19 protein-coding genes are annotated in these 22312 nt (G+C 45.1%); 8 read left to right on the top strand and 11 right to left on the bottom strand.

The features are described 5' to 3' along the window. Nucleotides 1-3 precede the first annotated feature (3 nt). Together ON006_RS28710 and ON006_RS28705 are read right to left on the bottom strand one after the other, a co-directional pair. The gene (locus ON006_RS28710) at nt 4-1356 is read right to left on the bottom strand and encodes a neutral/alkaline non-lysosomal ceramidase N-terminal domain-containing protein (protein ID WP_244821618.1); all 1353 of its coding nucleotides are present in this window, start codon (nt 1354-1356) and stop codon (nt 4-6) included. 140 nt (nt 1357-1496) lie between these two features. Beyond that, nucleotides 1497-2030, bottom strand: a complete 534-nt coding sequence (locus ON006_RS28705; protein WP_244821617.1) for a YceI family protein — start codon at nt 2028-2030, stop codon at nt 1497-1499. A 244-nt stretch (nt 2031-2274) separates the two neighbouring features. Here ON006_RS28705 and ON006_RS28700 point away from each other — a divergent pair, with 244 nt between their 5' ends. Then, nucleotides 2275-3012 carry a transglutaminase-like domain-containing protein gene (locus ON006_RS28700; RefSeq protein ID WP_244821616.1) on the top strand — a complete coding sequence of 246 codons (738 nt, stop codon included), beginning with the start codon at nt 2275-2277 and terminating at the stop codon, nt 3010-3012. A 48-nt stretch (nt 3013-3060) separates the two neighbouring features. Here the strand turns inward: ON006_RS28700 and kbl are convergent, their stop codons facing one another. Both kbl and ON006_RS28690 read right to left on the bottom strand, forming a co-directional pair. Continuing rightward, nucleotides 3061-4245, bottom strand: coding sequence for a glycine C-acetyltransferase (gene kbl / locus ON006_RS28695; RefSeq protein WP_244821615.1), 1185 nt, complete (start codon nt 4243-4245; stop codon nt 3061-3063). Between the two features lie 94 nt (nt 4246-4339). Continuing rightward, nucleotides 4340-5293, bottom strand: coding sequence for an NAD-dependent epimerase/dehydratase family protein (locus ON006_RS28690; protein ID WP_244821614.1), 954 nt, complete (start codon nt 5291-5293; stop codon nt 4340-4342). Nucleotides 5294-5464: 171 nt separating this feature from the next. Here ON006_RS28690 and ON006_RS28685 point away from each other — a divergent pair, with 171 nt between their 5' ends. Next, a complete protein-coding gene (locus ON006_RS28685) occupies nt 5465-5926 on the top strand; it encodes an Lrp/AsnC family transcriptional regulator (protein WP_106594330.1) in 462 nt (153 codons plus the stop codon). Here the strand turns inward: ON006_RS28685 and ON006_RS28680 are convergent. Genes ON006_RS28680 through ON006_RS28660 form a run of 5 tightly spaced genes read right to left on the bottom strand, consistent with a single transcriptional unit; the run spans nt 5923 to nt 14142 of the window. Next, nucleotides 5923-8325, bottom strand: coding sequence for a hypothetical protein (locus tag ON006_RS28680; protein WP_244821613.1), 2403 nt, complete (start codon nt 8323-8325; stop codon nt 5923-5925). The two genes, ON006_RS28685 and ON006_RS28680, sit on opposite strands and share 4 nt — an antisense overlap. A 29-nt stretch (nt 8326-8354) precedes the next feature. Beyond that, entirely contained in the window at nt 8355-9485 is a 1131-nt protein-coding gene (locus ON006_RS28675) for a DUF4249 domain-containing protein (RefSeq protein ID WP_244821612.1), read from the bottom strand. Nucleotides 9486-9504: 19 nt separating this feature from the next. Beyond that, a complete protein-coding gene (locus ON006_RS28670; RefSeq protein WP_244821611.1) occupies nt 9505-10638 on the bottom strand; it encodes a DUF4249 domain-containing protein in 1134 nt (377 codons plus the stop codon). Between the two features lie 7 nt (nt 10639-10645). After that, nucleotides 10646-13417 carry a TonB-dependent receptor gene (locus tag ON006_RS28665; RefSeq protein ID WP_244821610.1) on the bottom strand — a complete coding sequence of 924 codons (2772 nt, stop codon included), beginning with the start codon at nt 13415-13417 and terminating at the stop codon, nt 10646-10648. After that, nucleotides 13414-14142, bottom strand: coding sequence for a hypothetical protein (locus ON006_RS28660; RefSeq protein ID WP_244821609.1), 729 nt, complete (start codon nt 14140-14142; stop codon nt 13414-13416). Before ON006_RS28660 ends, ON006_RS28665 begins: the two co-directional genes overlap by 4 nt. A gap of 176 nt (nt 14143-14318) precedes the next feature. Between ON006_RS28660 and ON006_RS28655 the strand changes: the two genes are divergently transcribed. Next, a complete protein-coding gene (locus tag ON006_RS28655) occupies nt 14319-15380 on the top strand; it encodes an NAD-dependent epimerase/dehydratase family protein (protein WP_244821608.1) in 1062 nt (353 codons plus the stop codon). Nucleotides 15381-15483: 103 nt separating this feature from the next. Beyond that, a complete protein-coding gene (locus ON006_RS28650) occupies nt 15484-16332 on the top strand; it encodes a hydroxymethylglutaryl-CoA lyase (RefSeq protein ID WP_244821607.1) in 849 nt (282 codons plus the stop codon). A gap of 189 nt (nt 16333-16521) precedes the next feature. Here ON006_RS28650 and ON006_RS28645 read toward each other — a convergent pair whose 3' ends face one another. Next, entirely contained in the window at nt 16522-17628 is a 1107-nt protein-coding gene (locus ON006_RS28645; protein WP_244821606.1) for a DUF8457 domain-containing protein, read from the bottom strand. A gap of 102 nt (nt 17629-17730) precedes the next feature. Between ON006_RS28645 and ON006_RS28640 the strand changes: the two genes are divergently transcribed. Together ON006_RS28640 and ON006_RS28635 are read left to right on the top strand one after the other, a co-directional pair. Then, complete coding sequence (locus ON006_RS28640; protein WP_244821605.1) at nt 17731-18318, top strand: thymidine kinase; 588 nt, start codon at nt 17731-17733, stop codon at nt 18316-18318. A gap of 12 nt (nt 18319-18330) precedes the next feature. Further along, entirely contained in the window at nt 18331-18972 is a 642-nt protein-coding gene (locus tag ON006_RS28635) for an SGNH/GDSL hydrolase family protein (protein ID WP_244821604.1), read from the top strand. 54 nt (nt 18973-19026) lie between these two features. On the opposite strand, the gene ON006_RS28630 is transcribed toward ON006_RS28635, so the two are convergent. Continuing rightward, on the bottom strand, nt 19027-20121 hold the full coding sequence (locus ON006_RS28630) for a chorismate mutase (RefSeq protein ID WP_244821603.1): 1095 nt from the start codon (nt 20119-20121) through the stop codon (nt 19027-19029). Nucleotides 20122-20307: 186 nt separating this feature from the next. Here ON006_RS28630 and ON006_RS28625 point away from each other — a divergent pair, with 186 nt between their 5' ends. Together ON006_RS28625 and ON006_RS28620 are read left to right on the top strand one after the other, a co-directional pair. Continuing rightward, nucleotides 20308-21510: a proline dehydrogenase family protein gene (locus ON006_RS28625; RefSeq protein ID WP_244821602.1), complete on the top strand. Its 1203-nt coding sequence runs from the start codon at nt 20308-20310 to the stop codon at nt 21508-21510. Between the two features lie 51 nt (nt 21511-21561). Then, nucleotides 21562-22305, top strand: a complete 744-nt coding sequence (locus ON006_RS28620; protein WP_244821601.1) for a lipoprotein signal peptidase — start codon at nt 21562-21564, stop codon at nt 22303-22305. The last annotated feature ends 7 nt before the right edge of the window (nt 22306-22312 follow it).

The following is a 22312-nucleotide window of genomic DNA, read 5'->3' as shown; positions in this document are numbered from 1 at the left end:
TAGTTAGGATAGTTTATCAATAATATCTTTAATCACTTCCTGCAAGTAAGCCCCGTTATAAGGCCCGTACCAGCTCATTGTTTTGGTCTCGTACAAGTCACGGTCAAAGTATTTGTCATGCGTGATATAGCCGATATAGCCGCCATTAAAGCTCGTGACCATCAGATTAAGGCCTTTGGTTTTGGCATATGCGTCCAGCGTTCCGACCAGTTCACCCGAAAAATCGCAGGGCATTCCTACCATCAGAATATTGCCAATTCTCAATGCTTTTACAAAGACAGGATATTCTCCAAAAGCCTTGTTAAATGCCCACGACCGCAGCACCAGTCCCATGGTTAGCCGCGGAGAAGGATTGCGGAGAGGCAGCGGCAATGTGATCGCCTCTACGGTCGCACCTTTTACGTCTTCCTTCTTTGTTGAGTCTGAAAGCAATGCTTTTTGTACGCCAAATGCCTGATTTTTAACCTCATCAAAATCGTCGGTACCTTTTTCAATCGGCCCCATACTACCTACTGCCCCGGACATGTACATCGCGAAGTTGTACCGCCCTTTTTCCAGCGAATCCACTAACATACCAGGATAATCGCGCGACAGGACAATGTTTTTAGAGTTCAATACCGTCGAATGTGCCGCGAAGGAACTCAGAATGGCTTTCTGACCACTTGCCGTCACGAATGCAGCTGACCGGATCTCGGGATCAATCTCTCCCTCCTCGCCTACCAGCCTGTTGCGAATATCGACGGTGTCAATGGATTCCATATAGGTGAGCTTCGCCGGTTCCAGCTTAGCCTTGGCCTGGACGATCGCCTGAAAAATAGCATCAGCAATGGTTTCGACAGTCTTCTCATTATATTTTCCAGAAAAAAACAGGGACGATACACCTGTCCCCCAGCCACCTACACTGTTATGACTATGTGTAGCGCCAAAGTAAACATTGTCAAAGGGAATTTCCTTTTCCGTAAGCCGCGATTGGAGCAGTTTGACAACCGTAGGTGGGATAATCAGCAGATCGGCTGCGATAATGGCGGCTTTCGTAACGCCATTGTCAATCACCATCGCCCTTATGTACACTGAATCATGGACGGCGGTGTAAGGACGCCCTCTTCTGTTACCATAACCAGCTGTGGGCGTGGGAGATGCAGGAGTAATATTCACCTTTGCCCATCCTACCCTGAGCGCTCCGCTGGATCCCGAGGTGTCAGGTTTTACTTCACTGATGATCTTCTTCCATTGGGCATAATACGGCATTTCTTTGTAAGGAGTGTGGTCCATGGTGGTCACCATACTAGCAATGATCAATACAAGAAGCAGCACTATTGAGCCGATGATCCGAAAAAGTATTCGAAAGAACTTCATGGAGGCGGTATTTGGGGAAATTAGGTTATAAAATTAGAAAGCCGGAGGATTGGAAAATATCCTCATTTTAACAAAAAACCCGACAAGTGTCTGAGACTATGTCGGGTCTATTTCAGATAGACAACTGATAATTGATCACTTCAGGCTTGCTTTACCAGCTGGATGTTGGCGATCAATTTGACATCCTCACCGATCACGAGGCCACCTGAATCCGTTAACTGCATATAATTCAAGCCATATTCCTGGCGGCTTAACCTTCCTTCTACTTCAAATCCTATTCTGAGGTTTCCTTCCGGATCCTTTTCAACCCCTCCATATTCAGCATCAAGTTCAATGGGTTTGGTAATTCCTTTCAGCGTCAGCAGGCCCGAAAGCTTGTAGTTATCGCCTTTTACCTTATGAAAATAATTGGACTGGAATGTAATGTGAGGGAATTGTTCAGCATCAAAAAAATCTGCGGACTTAAGATGCGCATCACGCATATCCACATTGGTATCTATACTTTTCACATCGAGTGAAAAGTGAATTTCTGCATTCTCAAAGTTATTCAAATCCGATGTAGCTCCGCCTTCAAAATTATTGAAGGAGCCGGTAATCGTGGAAATGACCAGGTGTTTGATCTTAAACTGAACTTCTGAATGCACAGGGTCTACGATCCATTTTGTAACTGCCATAGGTAAGATATTTAAATTCCACAAATGCTTTTGGCACTAAAATTAGTGTTCCTGATTGACAAACGTCGATTAAAATGTTTTAATTCAGAACGCCTGGACGTTAACAATAAATTAAATGGCACGTAATTTTTAAGCAACTCGTTGTCATTACATTTACCAAATATATTAAATCGACTCATACATGAAAATGAAGGGAAGAAGCATATTCACGTATGACGTGTATGCCCCAACCACCGTAACAACTATGTTACGTCCACGCCGTCAGGAAGGCCAGTCTATCATTCAGGAAGGTTTTAATATTGAGCCGTCAGTACCATTTTCAGAGTATATCGATATCTACGGAAACCCTTGTCAGCGGACTATCCTTCCCGTTGGAAAAGTAACCATTACAACCGAAGTGCAGGCGCAGGTTAATCCTACCAAAGCGATCCCCAATCCGCCTCCTGCCTATATGCTGGTGGGTGATTTGCCGGATGATGTGATGCATTATATCCTGCCAAGCAGGTATTGTGAGTCGGATTTGCATGAAATTAATATGTTGGCCTTGGAAATAGCGGGAAACCTCACACCGGGTTATCATCAGGTAGAGGCGATCAGGACCTGGATACATCAGAATGTTACATATCAGTACGGTATGACTGATGCAAGTACCACCGCTTTGGACCTCGCGCGCAATCGTATAGGGGTATGCCGTGACTTTACACACCTCGCCATAGCATTATGCCGAAACCTGTGTATACCTGCGCGCATGACGGTCGGCTACCTGGACAGACTGAAAGTAATGGATTTACACGCCTGGTTTGACGTTTTTATTGGCGGAGAATGGTATACATTCGATGCGGTGCAGGAGCAAACCAGCGGTTATCGAATAGAAATCGCACATGGCCGCGACGCTGCTGATGTGGCAATGGTTACCCAATATGGCAATGCAACGCTGCAATCACTGCATGTGGAGGCGGAATTGATGGAGCCGGAACAGTAAAAAACGAGACTTTCCAGGTTTTGAAAACCTGGAAAGTCTTCCTTGTTTTTATATCACGCCAAGCTCTTTACCAACCTTGGTAAACGCAGCCACAGCTTTTTCAAGATGCTCCTGCTCATGGCCAGCGGAGATCTGAACCCTGATCCTGGCTTTTCCCTGCGGTACTACCGGATAGAAAAATCCGATCACGTAAATGCCTTCGCCTAATAATCTGGCGGCAAATTCCTGCGCAAGTTTGGCATCATAAAGCATAATGGGCACAATTGGGTGCTCACCCGGCAGAATGTCGAAACCTGCTTCCGTCATTTCCTTCCTGAAATAGGCGGTGTTTTTTTCCAGTTTGTCGCGCAATGCCGTCGACGATGAAAGCAGATCGAGTACTTTGATAGACGCGCCGACAATGCTTGGCGCTAATGTATTGGAGAAAAGATATGGCCGCGAACGTTGGCGAAGTATCTCCACAATTTCCTTTTTGGCAGCGGTAAATCCTCCCGACGCACCGCCCAATGCTTTTCCGTAGGTACCGGTGATGATGTCGATCCTGCCCATTACATTGCGGAATTCGTGAGAACCGCGGCCGGTTTTCCCCATAAAACCCGTCGCATGACATTCGTCGATCATGACCAATGCATTGTACTGGTCGGCCAGGTCACAGATTTTGTCAAGCTGCGCAATGGTACCGTCCATTGAAAACACGCCATCGGTCACAATTAATATCCTACGACTGCCCTGAGCGTCTTTAAGTTGTTGTTCAAGATCTGCAATGTCATTGTGTTTGTAGCGAAACCGTTTCGCCTTGCACAACCTGATCCCGTCGATCAGCGACGCATGGTTAAGTTCGTCGGAAATGATGGCATCTTGCTCGTTCAACAACGGCTCAAAAACACCTCCATTGGCATCGAATGCGGCGGCATACAATATGCAGTCTTCCGTTCCCAAAAACTCCGCTGTTTTCTTTTCAAGTTCTTTGTGAATATCCTGGGTGCCGCAAATGAAGCGTACCGACGACATTCCGAAACCATGTGTGTTAATCGCATCGATACCGGCGGCGATCACTTCCGGGTGTGAAGAAAGACCCAGGTAATTGTTTGCGCAAAAGTTTAACACATTCTTGCCGTCGGTCGCAATGCTTGCCGACTGCGGCGTGGTGATTACACGTTCCTTTTTATATAATCCGGCAGCTTTAATTGCTTCCAGCTCCTGATGTAGTTCTTCTTGAATTGTAGCGTTCATGAGTTCAATTTTGACCGGATCGCCGGTGAGATGAATGAGTGAATGACTGAATGAGTGAATGAGTGAATGGCCGGTCGTCGGATTGGCAAATATTCTATTGCTTCACTGTCTGATATTTCTTTCTGAGCTCTGCTATCATTTCTTCGGTCATTTTATCCAATGAATAAGCTGGCCGCCATCCCCAATCTTTTCTCGCTGCGGAATCGTCGATCTCTTTGGGCCACGAATCCGCGATTTCCTGCCGAAAATCTGGTTTATAAATGATTTTGAAATCCGGAATGATCTTCTGAATGCTGGCTGCTATTTCTTTGGGAGAAAAGCTCATTCCAGCCAGATTATAACCCGTTCGAACCGTCACTTTTTCTTTGGGAGCCTCCATTAAACGCACAGTCGCATCCATGGCGTCGCTAATGTAGATCATCGGCAGCTTGGTATCCTCACTTAAAAAGCATTCGAACACCTCTCCTTTTACAGCTTTATGATAAATGTCCACTGCGTAGTCTGTTGTACCGCCACCGGGCATGGACTGGTACCCGACAATTCCCGGGTAGCGCAGTGACCGGATATCCATCCCGTAGCGTTTGAAGTAGTAATTTGACCAGTTTTCACCAGCTGTTTTGCTGATACCGTAGACCGTAGCTGGGTCGAGATAGGACCATTGTTCGGCTTTGTCTTCCACCTGATCTCCAAATACGGCGATGGAGCTGGGGTAAAATATTTTCGTAACACCGTTTTCACGCGCCACTTCCAGCACATTGAAATAAGTCTGCATGTTGATATGCCAGGTTTTCAATGGCTCTTGCTCGCCCTTCGCAGAGAGAATTGCCGCAAGGTGATAGATCTGGGTAACCTTATATTTGGTGACAATCAACGCTAATGCATTGGCATCGGTAGCGTCCAGTTTTTCAAAGCGTCCGGTTGAAAATTCGGGCTGGCGGATGTCTGAGGCAATGACCTGGTCCATTCCATAAATCTCCCGCAGGTACTCAACCAAAACCGAGCCAATCTGTCCATTTGCCCCTATCACTAATATGCATTCCGTTCTCATAGCAGTCTGATTTGTTAAAAGCATAAATCACTTGCAATTTCCCATATTTGAAAATTATTTTCAACGATCAGGCAATTTAACAGGAAATGTTCCCGGACTATCTTATTTTTAAAGTAAAAATTACTTCCCGAACCGTAAATTATTCTCCCATACAGTAAATATTATTGCCCCATGGAACAGTTGGACAAAATTGATACCAAGATCCTGCGCATTTTACAAAAAGATGCGAAAAAAACGACCAAGGAAATTGCTACTATGCTTAATCTGACGGTGTCGCCTGTTTACGAAAGGATCAGGAGGCTGGAAAGCCTGGGGTACATTAAACAGTACGTGGCAATTCTGGATAAAAAACTCATCAACCGGCAGGTAACCACCATTTGCCAGGTATCAATGCGGTACCACAATGAGGCATTTATAGAAAAATTTGAACAGGAAATACAAAACCTGCATGAAGTGCAGGAATGTTACCATATGGCAGGCCAGGTGGATTTTTTGTTAAAGATCAATGTAGCCAGCCTCGACGAATATCATGATTTCGTGAAGTATAAACTTTCAAAAATCGACAACATTGGTGTCCTCAACAGCACTTTTGTCTTGAAAGAGATTAAGCATACATCGGAATTCTACATTTAGAAATTCCTTTTACCCACTTCAAAATTCAGGGTTTTGCTTCCCGAAACGCCAGCCGGGGTAATTCCCTGAATGACTACCTGGTACTCACCAGTTTGATCTGAGGTGTAAAACTCCACTTTCGCTTTGCCGCTTTTATCGGTTACCACATTGGGTGACCAATGCAGGAGGTTGCGGAAATCAGGAATACGGCTGTTGGCATTGCCATTGTCGTATTTAGGAGCATAAAATTCCCTTTGAGCCTGGACGCCTTCGTAAGGCATGACCATCACTTTTGGATCAAGTTCAAAGCCTGCCAGATCACTGCGGTAGGTAGAAAAACTTACTATACCTGTAAAAGTCATCGACCCAAGGAAATAACGGGCACTCATCAGCTCTATCTTTTTGACTTTCAATGGGTCAAACTCCATGATCTTATCCGTATCGAAAATAGGGATGCCATCCATCATTATCAATGGATCTGTGGTATAGAATGTGTTAGGAAGCAGCTTGTCGATCATTCTGAAATGAAACTCCTTCTGTCTCTTTCTTACAAGTACCCCTTTGACATATTCACGTAATACCTCTTCCATGGTTGGAAAACGCGTAAAATCATCCAGAAAATACTTCTCGTCCGGTATGCCGAAGAATGCGAGAGAATCGGTCAGCACCGCCTTTTTCTCCGTAAATACTCTCGGCAGAAACACATTGCCGGTCTGCATATTGATCGTGCGGGTCAGCAACTGGTTTTCCAGGGTTTTGTCAAAATAGAAAGGAGGTATTCCTGTGCCGGAAAATTCCTTTGAAAAAGGACTGGCTACTTCAAAACGATAGATAGAATCGCGGCTCAGGTCGGTTTGCAATGTAAGTTCTTTCGGCCCGATAAAGTTGCGCACCTCGAACATGATCTTTCCGTACTGATCACTTTGTGTGACGTACAAGCGCGCAGGAACATCCAGCGCGGCCAGGTAAGCATCCATGCCTTTCGCAGGGGATCCATCATTTTTATTCAGGACTTTACCGGTAATAAAATGTCCGTCATATTCGGGAAGATATTCGAATGCAGGGACCTGGCCGGCCAGCACAGTGTCCCATTTCAAACGCCTCCATCCGTGCGTCAGCATCAGATTGTCCAGGCGCTGGTCGGTTTCTTTTGTTACATTGTTGAAATAATATTCAGGGGTCTCGATGTCTCCCTTCAAATCGGCCGACAGCCACAAATAACTGTTAATGTCCTGCTGAGGCTGAGATTTGATTGAATCATTGAGGTAAATCGCGACTGACAGATTAGCCATGTCTGATGCCGCCGCAGCCACGGCCGCCGTTAAATCCAGCGATACTTTTTCCCTGGTAATGAAGGTTTTTGCCAGTTTGGCTTCAACTTCAAGCCGTTGTTGCGGGCGTTTGAAATATAGTCTCTCACAAACCGGTTTTTGCTTCTGATTGAATATCGTAATGTGTGAAATCCCTTCGCCCAAACTGCTTTTATCCAACAGAAAAACAGCCCTGTTTTTGATCAAAAACTTCTTTTCTATTTTCGAGTTGGCCTGTCTGGTGTGAGTCAGCATGTAAACCAACACCGGCTCCTCCGTGGTCAGCTTGGTAGTGACCATTACCTTCACCAGATTTGCCGTAGAATCCTTCACCTGCATCACAAAACCTTGCTCCTCTACATTGGGAACAGGATATTCGAAGCGTTTCCCGCTCTTGTCGGTAATCACAGCTTTATAACTGGCACCTTCCTGAGGCGTAAAACTGAACTGGCCGATGCCATTCATTTCGGGAGTAAATTTCTGAATCGTATCATTTTGCTGATTTAAAATCGCTCCATTGAAATCAATGCCTTTCCCTTTGCTGCTCACTGCCCTGAACCCTACCTTACTTTCCAGACCTTTGACAAGATGTCCTCCTTCCGGGAAAAACTGAACATCATATTTCACCTCATCCTTTGCCGTACGGTCAGGATCAAATCTCACAAATGGATTTACAACCGAAACAGTTGTTTCAAAATAATGATCGGCACTGAAATTCTTCATCCAGTTGGTATAGCAGCGCACCTTATATTTCCCGCTGATCGTGGTCGAAGGGATTAGCAAGGAACCATTTCCTTTGCCATCAATGAGTGAGAATTTGGTCTGGATCACCGCATTGTTTTCAAGGTCCAGCACTTCCAGATAGGCGATTTTGCTCAGGTCCAAAAATTGATGGGTGGAGCCGCTGAGGATGTAGGCTTTGAACCAGATTGTTTCACCTACCAGATAAAAAGGCCGGTCGAGATGGACATACATTTTCTCCTGAACAGCCCTTTCGGTGTACAGGTTGAACCTCTGCTGAATGGAGGTTACCATGGCATCTTCCTGTGCAAAAACAGAAAGCGGCATGGCCATTGCAAGCGTTAGATAGATAAAAGTCCTTAGTTTCATAATATTTTCATCAACAATGAAATAGCTTGTTACCAAAACGACGGTCTGTTCGTTGTTCCTCCCTCCGTCCGGCAATCCGCACAGGAAGCCGGGGCTGTCAGCACCGAATCGGACCGCATTCCGTAGTAGCTCAAAAGCAGCTGTGGGGTTTTAGTAGCACAGTCTGAACTTCTTGGTGGGCATACAATCGGCAATGTGTCGGGTGCGAAACATCTTGGGTACGTTCCCAGGTTCGGCGTTATCGTGATCCTTTTTGTTTCCTGCGTCGAAGCACTGAAATAGCCAAATGCCAGTTTTTTCGAATCAGTCGTATTATATATATTTCCTGTTACCTGTGACGGTTGAGGGTCAAAAAGACTTCCGGTACCTTGCGTTGTTTTGGACAAACTGGTCCAGTATTCAAACGCTGGCCTAGACAAACCATATTGCTTTACAAGAATGCTGTACTTGATGTAAAGCTTATTGGTCGATACCGGGACAATGTTCAACGGCAGGTTTTTAATCACGTCGCTAGTCAGCTTGACAGTGCTTCCCAGTAAAATACTCCCTGAATTTTTGTTCGCCCAGCATCGGTTAATGTCCTGCGTCCTGGTCACCACCTGTTCGTTAATCACTTCAAGATAGGTCCCATAAGCAGACCGGTATTCCCACGTTTCTTCAAATTTCCACCTGTAAAACTGGGTCTTCCCTTGTGCGTCATGGGTATTGACGTAAAAAACCATCGCATTCTGTCCTGCATCCAGCTTATAGGTCAGGCTGTCGATAACCGGCGTCACACTTACCGTAACATACTCTGACAGGTACTCCTGGCCATCTTTCGTTTTGACACGCAACCGGTATTTCCCTGCCATATTGTACTGTCTTGGCGGCAAAGAATACAAGCCTCCGCCAGATTCTATGAATTCGTACTTTTCTCCTGTTTCTTGCTCTACCGTCAGCTTCGCTCCTGTTTCAATGATCGGGGCTTTATTCTGATTGACATTCTGGCTATGCCTCAGCTCTATTTTACTGGTGTCGTTCCCAACATTCAGAAATCCGTCGATCACGAGATAATTTTCATCCGAATTCACCTCCGGTGGAGAAAACGGCTCTATACAACTGTACATTACAGCAAATAAAACGGCCAGCAATGCGCACAATGTAATGCTTCTGATTCCCACGTTTGGTTTTTTGTAATCGTTAATTATCCCAAAATACCGGCCTTTGGGTTACTCCTCCCTGGGTCCTGCAATCCGTGCAGCTCGACGGCGCACCCAATATATATTCCGATCGCATTCCTCCGTATGACATCAGCAAGGATGAAGTTTCCAACGCACATTGACGCATGCTCAACGGATTACACACAATATCAAAGGTATCGGGTTCTATACATCTTGGATAGTTTCCCAGGCGCGGCGTAATAGTCAGTCGCTTGGTTTCCTCCGTCGATGCGCTAAAATAACCGAATACCAGGTCCTTCTGATTTTTGGTATTTTGAATATTGCCGGTAACCTGCGAGGGCTGCGGATCAAAAAGACTACCCGTTCCCTGCGTGGTTTTGGCCAAACTGGTCCAGTATTCAAATGCCTGGCGCGATAAGCCATACTGCCTTACCAACACACTGTATTTAATAAAAAGCTTGTTGGTTGAAACAGGAACACGGAACAATGGGAGGTCCTTGATGACATCTGCGCTTAGTTTCACAGTGCTGCCAAGCAAAATACTTCCTGAGTGCGTACTTCCCCAGCATTGGTTTATATCCTTTGTCCTGACCTGGATCTGCTTATTGACCACTTCGAGATAGGAGAAATACGCCGCGCGATATTCCCAGGTCTCTTCAAATTTCCAGCGATAGAACTGCGTTTTGCTTTGTGAATCGTGTGTATTCACATAAAAAATCATCGCATTCTGCCCTTCATCGAATTTATTGGTCAGGCTGTCGATAGCAGGCGTCACACTCACCGTAACATACTCTGATAAATACTCTTTCCCATCTCTTGTTTTGACTCTCAGCCTATACTTATCTGCTGCATTGCGTGCCCTGGGTGGCGAGAGGTAAATCCCTGCACCAGACTCAGTGAACGCCGATACTTCCCCTGATTCCGCCTCCACGGTAACAACTGCTCCCGATTCCACAATGGGTACGGCATGTTCGTTTACGTTTTGTGTCCTCCGCAGTTCAATTCTGCTCGTATCATTTCCAGTATTGAAAAACCCATCAACGACCAGGTGATTTTCTACCGAATTCACTTCCGGCGGAGAAAATGGTTCAATGCAACTGTACCCTACAAACAGCAGGGCTAACGAAAGAAAACTTATAACTGAATATTTCATAACAAACTCAGAACCTGAAATTATAGGTAATAGTAGGAATTGGCTGTCCGAAAATCGAGAGCTGATAGCCATTCACCTTGCCCGCAACCGTCTGGAAATACACCGAAGTAGGGTTTTTCCTTCCCAACACATTGTACACTGCCAATGTCCACGAGCTATGCGCCAGTTTTTTGATACGGTGGTTACCCTCAATATTCATGGCAAGGTCCATCCGGTAATAGTCTGGTATCCTGAACTGGTTCCGGTCGGCATAATAAACTCGCTGCGCACCATCGATAATGTATTTCCCGATGGGTGGCGTATAGGGTCGGCCAGTACTGTATGTGAGGTTCAATGATAAGCTGAACCGGTGCGAGAACCGGTAGTTCGAGATCATCGTAAAATCATGCGGCTTGTCATAATTGCTCGGGTAAAAATTACCGTTGTTCGGCGCATCAGGCGAATCCCTGTCCACGGCCCTGAGCAATGTACGTGCGTAGGTATAACCCAGCCAGCCGTTCAGCTTACCCGTCATTTTTTTGATCATGAATTCGATCCCGTACGCTTTGGCCTTGGTATTGAGTACGGCGGCTTCAATGTTGTGGTTCATGATCAGCGAATCCCCGCCTTTGTAATCCAGGAAGTTTTGAATGTTCTTATAGTAACCTTCCAATGAAACCTCTACTTTATTTCCGCGGAAGTTGCGGTACAATCCCAGCGATATCTGATCACCAATTTGTGGCTTAATGTAAGGATCGCTCAGTTTCCAGATATCCGTCGGAGAGACCGTCATGGTATTGGTCAGCAAGTGAATGTACTGGCGCAATGTGTTGTAACTCACTTTCAGCGAAAGGTTGTCAAACACGCTGTAACGAATGGAAGCACGATATTCGGGCCCGCCATAGCTCTTGATTTTCTTGCCAGCATCGTATTTTTCAACCCCTTCCTGATAAATGTATTCGATCGGGAAGCCGGGAAGATATTTGTTCACGTTTTTGGGACCCAGATATTGGAAAAACGAGTAACGGATACCTGCTGAAATCGATAATCTGGGGCTAACTTCCCACTTATCTTCGAGGTATAATGCGCTTTCCGTAGCCTGTTCAGCTTCCAGTTCATCAGGAATAATCAATGACTCGGCGCCTTTGGGCTGGAAAGAACCCGGATGCAGCTTGTAGTAAATGGTACTCAACCCGAATTCGAGGGTATGCTTCGGATTCAATTGATAACTGAGGTCAGCTTTGAAATTGGACTGATTGATATTGAATTTAAGATCAAAAGAGTTCAGAGGTAACCCAGCTGCGCCCATTGCGTACTGGTACTTACTGTGCGACGCGGTGAGGACCCCATATAATCTTGAATTAAATGTATGTTTCCATTTCAATGATCCCAGCTGATTCTGGTAGGTATACAAAGTATCACCATATAATTTGAAGCGGTCATCACTCACATACCCGGTCAGGAAAAGGCTGTTCTTTTCGTTGATCTCGTGGCTCACATGTAGGTTAACATCGTAAAAGGAGGCTGAGCTTTTATTATAATTTTCATTATCCAATGCCTTGATCACCCAGTTGGAATAAGTAGAGCGACCTCCCAGCAAGAACGAAGTCTTGTCTTTAATCAAGGGCCCTTCCAGCGTAAGTCGCCCGGTAACCAATCCTATACCACCCGAAGCAACGAATTTCTTCTTGTTCCCGTCCCGGCTGTTAATGTCCAGTACGGATGACAACCTACCGCCGAATTTGGAAGGAATGGTACTTTTATATAATTCCACATCTTTCAAAACATCTGGATTGAATGCCGAGAAAAATCCAAAAAGGTGGGACGGATTGTAAATAACCGCATCATTATATTGAATCAGGTTCTGGTCAGTGGAGCCCCCGCGCACGTTCAGCCCGGTACTGTTTTCCCCGACGGACTTGATACCCGGCAATGTGAGTACGGTACGCAGCAAATCCGTTTCCCCAAACACTGTGGGAACCTGTTTCAGGTTTTTAATGGTCAGTTTTACTGTTCCCATTTGGGTACCAACCACATTTTTGTCCATTCCGGCTTTTACGGACACTTCTTTCAACGCGATCACGCTTTCACGCATTTCAATGTCGAGCTTGCCATCGGAGTAAAGTACTACCTGCCGCTGCGTTTCGCGCATACCCGTACTTTTGATCCTGATGAGCTGTTTCCCGCGTGGAATGGTGAGTGCATATAAGCCCAATGCATCAGTAGTAACACCAATCGAAGGCGAATTAATGAACACCGCTGCCCCGATTACCGGCTCGCCCGTAACTGCATTTCGGACGTACCCCGTGATCGTCGAGTTACCCGGGGTTATCCTGTGTTTTTTTATCCCAATGTCGTGTATCTTGCTTTCAGCAGTGGAAAGTAATTTTTCTCTAACATCACTTTCAGGACCGACATAGGCAATAGAATCATTGTCGCCAGCCCGGTCGGGATCAAAAAGTCCTGGTGTAAGCTGCGTAATGATCCTTTGGCCGTGGGTAATGTAAATCCGCTTTTGCGCGTCAATCGCATATTCGAACTCCGATCCTTTAAAAACCTGATCGAGTACCTCTCTGATGGAAAGATCTTTTGCGTTCAGATCAAGTGTGAGACTATCAAAACGGCTTTTTTCGTAGTAAAAGTAATAACCTGTCTGCGATTCCACCTGTTTTACGAAGTCATCAAACCTTGCCGAATCCAGGCGGATCGTTATTTTCTTTTCCGGCGTGTTCTGAGCATAAGATGCCCCCGAGAGAAGAATTGAGCAGGTGAAAATAATTAAAGGTAAAAGTATCTTCATTGTTTGGCTAGTTCGTCGTAAGTGGCGACCATTTGAACGATGGCTATTTCTCGGTTTTTCCTGAATTTGATCTTCTGATCTCTCAATACTTTCCGCAGCTCCTTTTTATGTTCTGAGAAAAGATTGAAAACTGATTTTTTGGAATGAACAGCATTGTAGCGGTCATTTTTGCGGATATAGAAAAAGTTTTTCTGAGGATACAGCGCAATGACCATTTTATCCACGATCTTCTCCTGCCGCTGCTTCACTCTCCTGACAATCGTCCGCGAAGTTCCATTGTACAGAATATCGTAAAATCCCGTGCGCATTTGTTCATTGATATCCTTACCGGCTTCCAGACGTTCAAAATTGTGGTCGTCCAGCATGAAGAAATCTACCTTTTCGGACTGCAGCAGAAGGTGGTCACCATTGAAATGTTTGATCACCAACTCATCATGAAACAGGTCGTAAAGCATGGGAATACTGTCGAACTGCTGGTTGTCGTACAACACCACTCCATTGTGCCATTTTCGTTGGTTCAAAAACTGATGTTCTTCTCCCCTTGCATCGTAAACGTAATATTGCCGACCATTATAAAGATTCTGGGACTGAGCTGTCGCCGCTTTGTACAGGGATACGGGGTATGGAGCTGCCTCTTTTGCCGATGCGTTGAGTTTCGCAGTTTGGGCAAAAGAATTGGCGGTAAGACAGGTAACACAAAAAACGAAAGAAGTAAAAATGCGCATTCAGGAGTAGTTTTTTGATTCAATACGACAAAAACTTACTTATTTGTTGCAAAACGGATTAGTATTTAAAGAAGTGATCATAAGTTACATACTTCAATTCAAATATATTTATTTTATTTAGGATTAACTTTGAATTTCCATCCGTCCACACATTTCTACTACTACAAATTTCTTTTATGAAAATTTTAATCACAGGGGGAGCCGGTTTCGTGGGTTCTGCATTGGCCATTTCATTAAAAATTAATTATCCGGACTACCAGGTTTATGCGTTGGACAACTTAAAACGCCGGGGGTCGGAACTGAATTTAAGCCGCCTGAAAAAACATGGAGTTGAATTCGTTCACGGAGATATCAGAAACAAAGAAGATTTTGACGCTTTTCCCGCAGTAGACACCGTCATTGAAGCTTCGGCCGAGCCTTCCGTTTTAGCCGGACTGGACGGTACTCCCGATTATCTGATCAATACCAATCTCGTAGGGACGGTCAACTGCCTCAATTATGCATTAAAACACAAAGCAGCTTTTATATTCCTTTCCACAAGCCGGGTGTACCCGATCAAAACGATTGAGACGCTTAATTTCGTGGAAGAAGAAACCCGTTTCGCATTGTCGGATGACCAGCCGGTTCCGGGCGTTTCTTCCAAAGGAATAGCCGAGGATTTTCCGCTGAATGGCGCGCGCTCTCTCTATGGAACGACGAAGCTTGCTTCCGAGCTGATCATTCAGGAATACAATGAGTTTTATAATCTGAAAACGGTCATTAACCGCTGCGGTGTGATCACCGGGCCATGGCAAATGGGGAAAGTAGACCAAGGCGTAATGGTGCTTTGGATCGCAAAACATTATTTTGAACAACAACTGGGTTACTTTGGCTACGGCGGCACCGGAAAACAAATTCGCGACATGCTGCACGTGGCTGACCTGTACCGCCTGATCGACTGGCAGTTGCACAATCTCGACAAGGTAAATGGTGAAATTCTGAATGCGGGGGGTGGGCTGGAAAGCAGCGCATCTTTGCAGGAATTGACCAAAGTATGCCAAGAGGTGACCGGCAAAACGATTCCTATCAAGGTGGTTCCTGAAAACCGTACCGCCGACATTCGCCTTTACGTTACCGACAATACCAAAGTAACCACATTGACCGGCTGGAAACCTGAAATAGGCATTCGTCAGATCGTGGAAGAAATTACTTTGTGGCTTGCTGAAAATGAAGAAGACCTGGCTCCGATATTGAGATAGTGACTGAATTTTGAATGAGCGAATGAGTGAATGAGCGAATATTTGGTATTCACTCATTCACTCATTCACTCATTCAATCATTCAATCATTCAATCATTAAAAATTGAAAATAATCGAATGTCCGCGGGATGCATGGCAAGGCTTTCGTCCCTTTATCCCCACTGAGCAAAAAGTTGCTTATCTGAACCAGCTACTGAAAGTGGGTTTTGATACACTTGACTTCGGAAGCTTTGTTTCGCCCAAAGCCATGCCGCAGGTCAGCGACACAGTTTTGCTGATGGATAAGCTGGATTTGTCTGCTAGCAAAACGAGACTATTGGCTATTGTAGCCAATGAACGTGGAGCTGAGCAAGCCTGTGGATTTGAGCAGGTCAGCGACCTCGGCTACCCCTTTTCCATTTCCGAAACCTTCCAACTCCGCAATACCAATGCTACCATTGACGAATCAATGGAGCGGGTAAAACGCATTGCAGACCTTTGTGAGCGACATGGTAAGGAATTGGTTATTTATATTTCAATGGGCTTTGGTAACCCTTATGGTGATATTTGGAGCCCAGAAGTTGTTTTGAATCGCATAGAAAAACTGTCCCAATTCGGAATCCATACGTTTTCGCTGGCTGATACGGTGGGACTGGCCAAAACCGATGACATAAGCGCTATTTTCTCTGAAATTATTCCAATGTACCCGAATCTGGAATTTGGCGCACATTTTCATACCACTCCCGAAAATTGGAAAACCAAAGTTGCGGCAGCCTATGACGCTGGTTGCCGTAGATTTGATGGTGCTTTGCTAGGATACGGCGGCTGCCCAATGGCGCAGGATGACCTCGTCGGCAATATGCCCACCGAGCAGCTGGTTGGATTCGCAATGGAGAAAAACGAAGATCTTGGCCTGAAATTAGATGAGTTGCAAACTGCGCAAGCAATGTTCCGGCAGCTGGTAAGTCATTGACACTAACCCAAGGCTTCAGCCTTGGGATGACAGATGGATGACAGATGGATGACAGATGGATGACAGATGGATGACAGATGGATGACAGATGGTCGTGGCTAAAGCAAATCTATCACCGTCCTTGGAACCCAAGGCTGAAGCCTTGGGCTGGGGCTGGGTTGCTACCGTAGCAGCTTCGCCGTGTCAATTTCAGCTAAACTTCCTCTTCACAATGGCCAATAATGCTGTCACAGCTTCGCCGTTCACATCCCAGGCGTATTTGGAAGCGTACCGGTGCCATATCAGGTTTTCAGCCTCTTGAAAGCTTTTTACGGTATCCAGCTCATAAATCGCCTTCTCAAAATGATCGCTATTTTTACTGAAAAGCTGATTTACAAACATAAATCGCTGTCCCAACGGGATCGAACCTGCGATACTTTCCACTTTCACAGGAACACTTCCATACGATTTGTCCTCGGTTGGCTTTGGCAGCTCTACCTTAAAGCGGTTATTCAATGAATCTCTTTCTGATGCGTGGGTTTTGGCCACAATTTCACTGATCAATGCGGACGCGGGTTCTGCGCGCGGAATGCCTGATTTTGCAGTAGCGGGTTCAAGCTCAGTAAATGCCGAGTCGAAGAAAGACTTGGATTCGTGTTTCACGCTCGCTTGCGCAACCTTACTTTCCACGACTTTCAGCTCATTCAAATTGATCGGAAAAATATCCGAGAACTGCACCAGAAACTGATCTGTATCATCGATAAGGTCGGGATTGTCTTTTAATTCATACAACCAGCTCACCGCCTGGGTCTGGTACACGCTGTTGGAGCTGCTATCGGTTAACCTTCCAAGCATTGCTTCGGCCAGACCGCGGTGAATGTGCGTATATTTTACAAGCTGCTCCGCCTTTTCGTGGGTAAATTCCGAGTCAGGGGTAGCTCTTATTTTTTCCTCAAAATAACTTGCCGGCGAAAGCAAAAGTTTAAGTGCTTCCTTCACAGAATCCGAAAGCAACGGTTCCAGGTCAGCACGTTTGACAGCAATGTGCTGCGACGCGGTGTTCATAAATTCCTCCAGCGCGTTTTTGACGTCTTCGTTGGAAAAATCAAAATATGGACTTCTGAATGCAGCTGCATTGTTTTTCCATTCCTCAAACAAGCGGTTTAATATTCCTAAATTTACTTGTCTTACGGGTGTCAGTTTAAGTAATCCCGCTCCGGTAATTACATCCTGCGCCCTGTACACATCATTTAGAACAGTTGTAGTGAACCGGGCGGCGTATTGTTGGAGTGCATTTGAATTCAAATTATCCGGCATAACGAATATGAGCTTTTGATAACGATCGTGTTTAAAGAAAATATGTTTGATTTGTAAATATAAAAAAATTTGACCGTTCATTCGGTCACTCTGACATCAAACATGTTCGTAGAACCATCACATAGAAAAGAAAATCAAAGCCCGCGGACCGGCTGGATCGAAGTTATCTGCGGCTCCATGTTTTCAGGAAAAACCGAAGAACTGATCCGCAGGCTCAACCGTGCCAAAATCGCCCGTCAGCGGATACAAATTTTCAAACCTGCTCTGGATAAACGATATCACGATGAGAACATTGTTTCTCACAATGATAATTCGATCCGTTCTATTCCTGTCCAATTGTCTTCCGAAATCACCAATCTGGCTGAAAATTACGAAGTTATTGGTCTGGACGAGGCTCAGTTTTTCGACGAAGGTATTGTCGCTGTCTGCGATAATCTGGCCAATTCCGGGAAGCGGGTTATTGTTGCCGGCCTGGATATGGACTACATGGGCAAGCCATTTGGTTGCATGCCTCAGCTCATGGCTATTGCAGAGTTTGTCACGAAAGTGCACGCTATATGTATGGTTTGTGGTGAAGTAGCTTCTCACTCCTACCGGCTTTCGCCTTCCAATGAACGAGTACTCCTCGGCGAAACGGATTTGTATGAGGCCCGTTGCCGTCGTTGTTTCAACCTCGGAGATAATGCTTAGTGGTCAGAACATATGAAGATCAAGAGGTTACTGGCTTTATCGATTATTCTGAACATTCTTTTGATTGGTGCCGGTATCATTTTCGCTTACGTTTATCGTGATAAAATTTTGCAAAGATTCGTTTCGCTAAAAGGCAACCCGGCCATTGTCATGTACGGCAATTCCATTACCGCCCAGGGCAAATGGGTGGAGCTGCTGGGACGGACCGATGTTATGAACAATGCGCTTCCTGGCATGTCTACCTACCATTTTCTTCAACTGGTACAGACGCATGTTATTGATCTCCATCCAAAGATCTGTTTTATCAAAGGCGGGATTAATGACATTACGGTAGGTGTTTCGCAGGAAAAGCTGCAAGCGAACTATCAGGCGATTCTTGAAAAGTTGCTCAAAAATCACATTGATCCGGTCGTTACCCTTACGATATATGAGCAAAATGACCCTTACAGTAAAAAGGAAGTTGATGCGTTAAACCACTTTCTGATTCAATTCTGCGACGATCATAACATTGCCTACATTGATCTCAATCATTCTATTTCGGATTCAACGGGTCTGAAAGCGGAGTATGCGGTAGACAAAACACATTTGAATGAAAAGGCCTACCGAATCTGGGCAAAGGAAATTTCAGCAGTATTAAAACAAAAAGGGATATAAAGCAAAAAGGCTGCCTCGTGTGAAGCAGCCTTTTTCTATATCAATTGTCCGATGCTAAGCGCTAACCTGGTTCATCACCTCGGTTTGCTTACGGATAGATTCCATGTGAACCAGTTTGAAAAGCTCATCAACCAGATTTGCATACAGGTTCATGCTTTTTCCCCAGCCCGCACGTGTTTCCAATACTTCGCGGAAACGGTCAACCTGGTAAGCTGCAACGTTGTTATCACGTTTGTATTCAGCCAGTTTTTCAACCAATGACATACGAGCTGCAAGTGTTTCCAGCAATTCACGATCCAAATGATCGATTTTGCCACGGATCACTTCCAGTTGAGATTGGTAGTCGCTGCCGTATGATTCTTTACGAACATGCAGGTCGTGCAACATTTGTCCCAAAGCAGCAGGAGTCAATTGTTGAGAAGCATCAGACCAAGCTTTATCCGGATCACGGTGTGATTCGATGATCAAACCGTCATAGTTCAAGTCAAGTGCACGTTGTGCAAGCTCATATAAGTAAGCACGTTTTCCTGCCATGTGGCTTGGGTCACCGATTACCGGCAGCTCAGGGAAAAGTGTCTTCAGTTCGATAGCGATGTTCCACATTGGAGAATTGCGGAATTTCGTTTCTTGCGCATTGGAGAAACCACGGTGGATAGCACCCAATTTCTTAACACCCGCCTGGTTCAACCGCTCCAAAGCACCGATCCATAGCTGCAAGTCAGGGTTAACAGGGTTTTTAACTAAAACCGGCACATCAATTCCTTTCAATGCGTCCGCTAGCTCCTGTACGTTGAAAGGGTTAACAGTTGTACGCGCTCCTACCCAAAGTATATCAACTCCGTATTTCAATGCTAATTCAATGTGTTGAGGAGTAGCCACCTCAACAGCAACGGGCATTCCGGTTTGTTTCTTTACTTCCTGTAACCAGGGCAAAGCAGCCTCTCCCATACCTTCAAAACTTCCTGGACGAGTCCTCGGTTTCCAAATTCCCGCACGGATAATGTGCGCAAATCCTTCCTCTTTGATCTGGGTTGCGGTTTCTAACATTTGTTCCTCGGTCTCTGCGCTGCAAGGCCCGGCGATTACCAAAGGCTTTCCTTCGGTATTGATCCAACTGCTTAACGGAAGGATATCTAAAGAAGCATTCATATTCAAAAACTTGTCCTTAATAAAAAATAGAAACTGTAATATTTTGACCCGGTATTATGCGTATTTCTTGGATTGACGTACATTTGATGCCATAAAAGTCAATCAACTTCTTAATGCGTACTATCTTCCTCTTGTGACATTCAATAAAAATGTTAAAAATTCACACAGGAAAAACGTGCAATAAAAATGGCATATCCCTCACCAAAAGACCAAATACCTGTATTTTTTGAAGATACTTCCGTTGCTTTTGCTTCTAAATCTGATGCTAAACTGCGCAAGACCTACTGGTTATTCAGCCTTATGAATCAGGCTCGAGTGGTAAATTTAGGCACTTTTTTTATAAAGCTTGCACTAAAACTTAACTTACCTATAAAAAATCTCATCCGCGTCACCATTTTTGAACAATTCTGTGGCGGTGAGACAATTAACGACTGCGACGCAACCATCACAATGCTCGGTCAATCGGGCATCGGTACCATACTCGATTATTCTGTTGAAGGCGAAGATAAAGAGAGCAGCTTTGAGGCAACCGCTGCCGAAATCCTCAAAACAATCGACAAGGCTGCAAGTTCTAAAACCATTCCATTTTCAGTATTCAAAGTGACCGGCGTCGCTTCTGCCGAGTTGCTGGAAAAAATCCAGAAAAAGGATCCGCTTTCGGAAGAAGAGAAGGCATCTTACGAACGTGTCAAAGAACGTGTGGAACGCTTGTGCGGCCACGCTCATGATAAAAGTGTGAGGATTTTTGTGGACGCGGAAGAAAGCTGGATCCAGGGCATCATTGATGATCTCAGCTACGAGATGATGGAGAAATTCAATAAGGATAGGGCCATTGTTTACAATACTTATCAATTATATCGCCACGAAACGCTGGAAGCTCTTAAAACCGCCTACCTGACAGCCCGCCAGAAAGGTTATTTCCTGGGTGGTAAACTGGTCCGGGGCGCTTACATGGAAAAAGAGCGTTTGAGGGCACGGGAAAATGAATATTTCAATCCTATTCACATTTCAAAAGACGCTACTGATATTGACTATAATCTCGCCGTTGATTTTTGTCTGGACCACATTGAATACATTGCGATCTGTCTTGGTACCCACAATGAATACAGCTCTCAGTACTGCGCTACTAAGATGAAGAAGTTGGGTATCGCCCAGAGTGACGACCGGATCTGGTTTGCACAACTTCTCGGCATGAGCGACAATATTTCCTTCAACCTGGCGAAAGCGGGTTACAATGTGGCCAAATACGTCCCCTACGGCCCTATCAACGCAGTTCTGCCTTACCTCATCCGCCGGGCAGAAGAAAACACCTCCATTGCAGGCCAAAGCAGCAGAGAGTTTTTGTTAGTCAAAAGTGAATTGAAGAGAAGAGGAATCGGTTCTTTATAAGTAAGTTATTACTTTCGCATTCTCAAAATTGTCAATTGTTTTTAAAAAGGAATGAACCAATCCAAAAATCCAACACCATATTTACTTTTCAGTTTACTGCTCATTGGTATTGATCAGGTCTCCAAACTTTTGGTCTATAAATACATGGAACCGGGTTTTTCAGGCCAGATAGGGCTTATTGGAAATTGGTTGAAACTCCATTATGTGCTTAATCCCGGCATGGCATTTGGTATGCAGCTGGGTCACGAATATGGTAAGCTTTTCCTGACATTGTTCCGGCTCGTAGCAATGGTGGCTATTGGTGGCTATATGATCCACCTTGCGAGAGCAGGTGCTTCTAAGGGCCTGCTTTGGGCCCTGGCGATGATATTGGCCGGCGCGGTGGGTAATGTGATAGATAGTACATTTTATGGCGTTCTGCTGCACAATGCACCTTACGGATCGCCTACGCCCTGGTTTCATGGTCAGGTTATTGATATGATCTTCGTTGATTTCTGGGAAGGCTTTATTCCTGAATGGGTTCCGGTCTGGGGTGGCCAGTACTACTCAACCCCTATTTTCAACATTGCTGATTCTTGTATTTTTATTGGTGTATGCAGCATTCTCGTATTCCAGGGAAGCTTTCATTCTGCCGCACATACAGAAGGTGAAACGCCCGAAACAACTAAGTCTGAATTAACCGATAGCGAGCTCTCACAGGAAGAATTTAACACTGGAACGCACCACGATACCGAGATATCTACACTTCCCGCCTCAGAAGAATTGGAAGATGATGAAAACAAAAAAGAGAGCTGATCAGCTC

Source organism: Dyadobacter pollutisoli (assembly GCF_026625565.1).
Lineage (GTDB): Bacteria > Bacteroidota > Bacteroidia > Cytophagales > Spirosomataceae > Dyadobacter > Dyadobacter pollutisoli.
Note: the sequence above shows the minus strand (reverse complement) of the source record. Positions and strands in the feature narration are given on the sequence as shown.

Excerpts from the sequence above, each read along its gene's own strand:
- ON006_RS28685 (WP_106594330.1), top strand. The coding sequence starts at position 5,465 with ATGGAACAGTTGGACAAAATTGATACCAAGATCCTGCGCATTTTACAA.
- kbl (WP_244821615.1), bottom strand. The coding sequence starts at position 4,245 with ATGAACGCTACAATTCAAGAAGAACTACATCAGGAGCTGGAAGCAATT.
- ON006_RS28645 (WP_244821606.1), bottom strand. The coding sequence starts at position 17,628 with ATGCCGGATAATTTGAATTCAAATGCACTCCAACAATACGCCGCCCGG.
- ON006_RS28620 (WP_244821601.1), top strand. The coding sequence starts at position 21,562 with ATGAACCAATCCAAAAATCCAACACCATATTTACTTTTCAGTTTACTG.
- ON006_RS28665 (WP_244821610.1), bottom strand. The coding sequence starts at position 13,417 with ATGAAGATACTTTTACCTTTAATTATTTTCACCTGCTCAATTCTTCTC.
- ON006_RS28655 (WP_244821608.1), top strand. The coding sequence starts at position 14,319 with ATGAAAATTTTAATCACAGGGGGAGCCGGTTTCGTGGGTTCTGCATTG.
- ON006_RS28640 (WP_244821605.1), top strand. The coding sequence starts at position 17,731 with ATGTTCGTAGAACCATCACATAGAAAAGAAAATCAAAGCCCGCGGACC.
- ON006_RS28630 (WP_244821603.1), bottom strand. The coding sequence starts at position 20,121 with ATGAATGCTTCTTTAGATATCCTTCCGTTAAGCAGTTGGATCAATACC.
- ON006_RS28660 (WP_244821609.1), bottom strand. The coding sequence starts at position 14,142 with ATGCGCATTTTTACTTCTTTCGTTTTTTGTGTTACCTGTCTTACCGCC.
- ON006_RS28705 (WP_244821617.1), bottom strand. The coding sequence starts at position 2,030 with ATGGCAGTTACAAAATGGATCGTAGACCCTGTGCATTCAGAAGTTCAG.
- ON006_RS28700 (WP_244821616.1), top strand. The coding sequence starts at position 2,275 with ATGTTACGTCCACGCCGTCAGGAAGGCCAGTCTATCATTCAGGAAGGT.
- ON006_RS28710 (WP_244821618.1), bottom strand. The coding sequence starts at position 1,356 with ATGAAGTTCTTTCGAATACTTTTTCGGATCATCGGCTCAATAGTGCTG.
- ON006_RS28625 (WP_244821602.1), top strand. The coding sequence starts at position 20,308 with ATGGCATATCCCTCACCAAAAGACCAAATACCTGTATTTTTTGAAGAT.
- ON006_RS28635 (WP_244821604.1), top strand. The coding sequence starts at position 18,331 with ATGAAGATCAAGAGGTTACTGGCTTTATCGATTATTCTGAACATTCTT.
- ON006_RS28690 (WP_244821614.1), bottom strand. The coding sequence starts at position 5,293 with ATGAGAACGGAATGCATATTAGTGATAGGGGCAAATGGACAGATTGGC.
- ON006_RS28670 (WP_244821611.1), bottom strand. The coding sequence starts at position 10,638 with ATGAAATATTCAGTTATAAGTTTTCTTTCGTTAGCCCTGCTGTTTGTA.
- ON006_RS28680 (WP_244821613.1), bottom strand. The coding sequence starts at position 8,325 with ATGAAACTAAGGACTTTTATCTATCTAACGCTTGCAATGGCCATGCCG.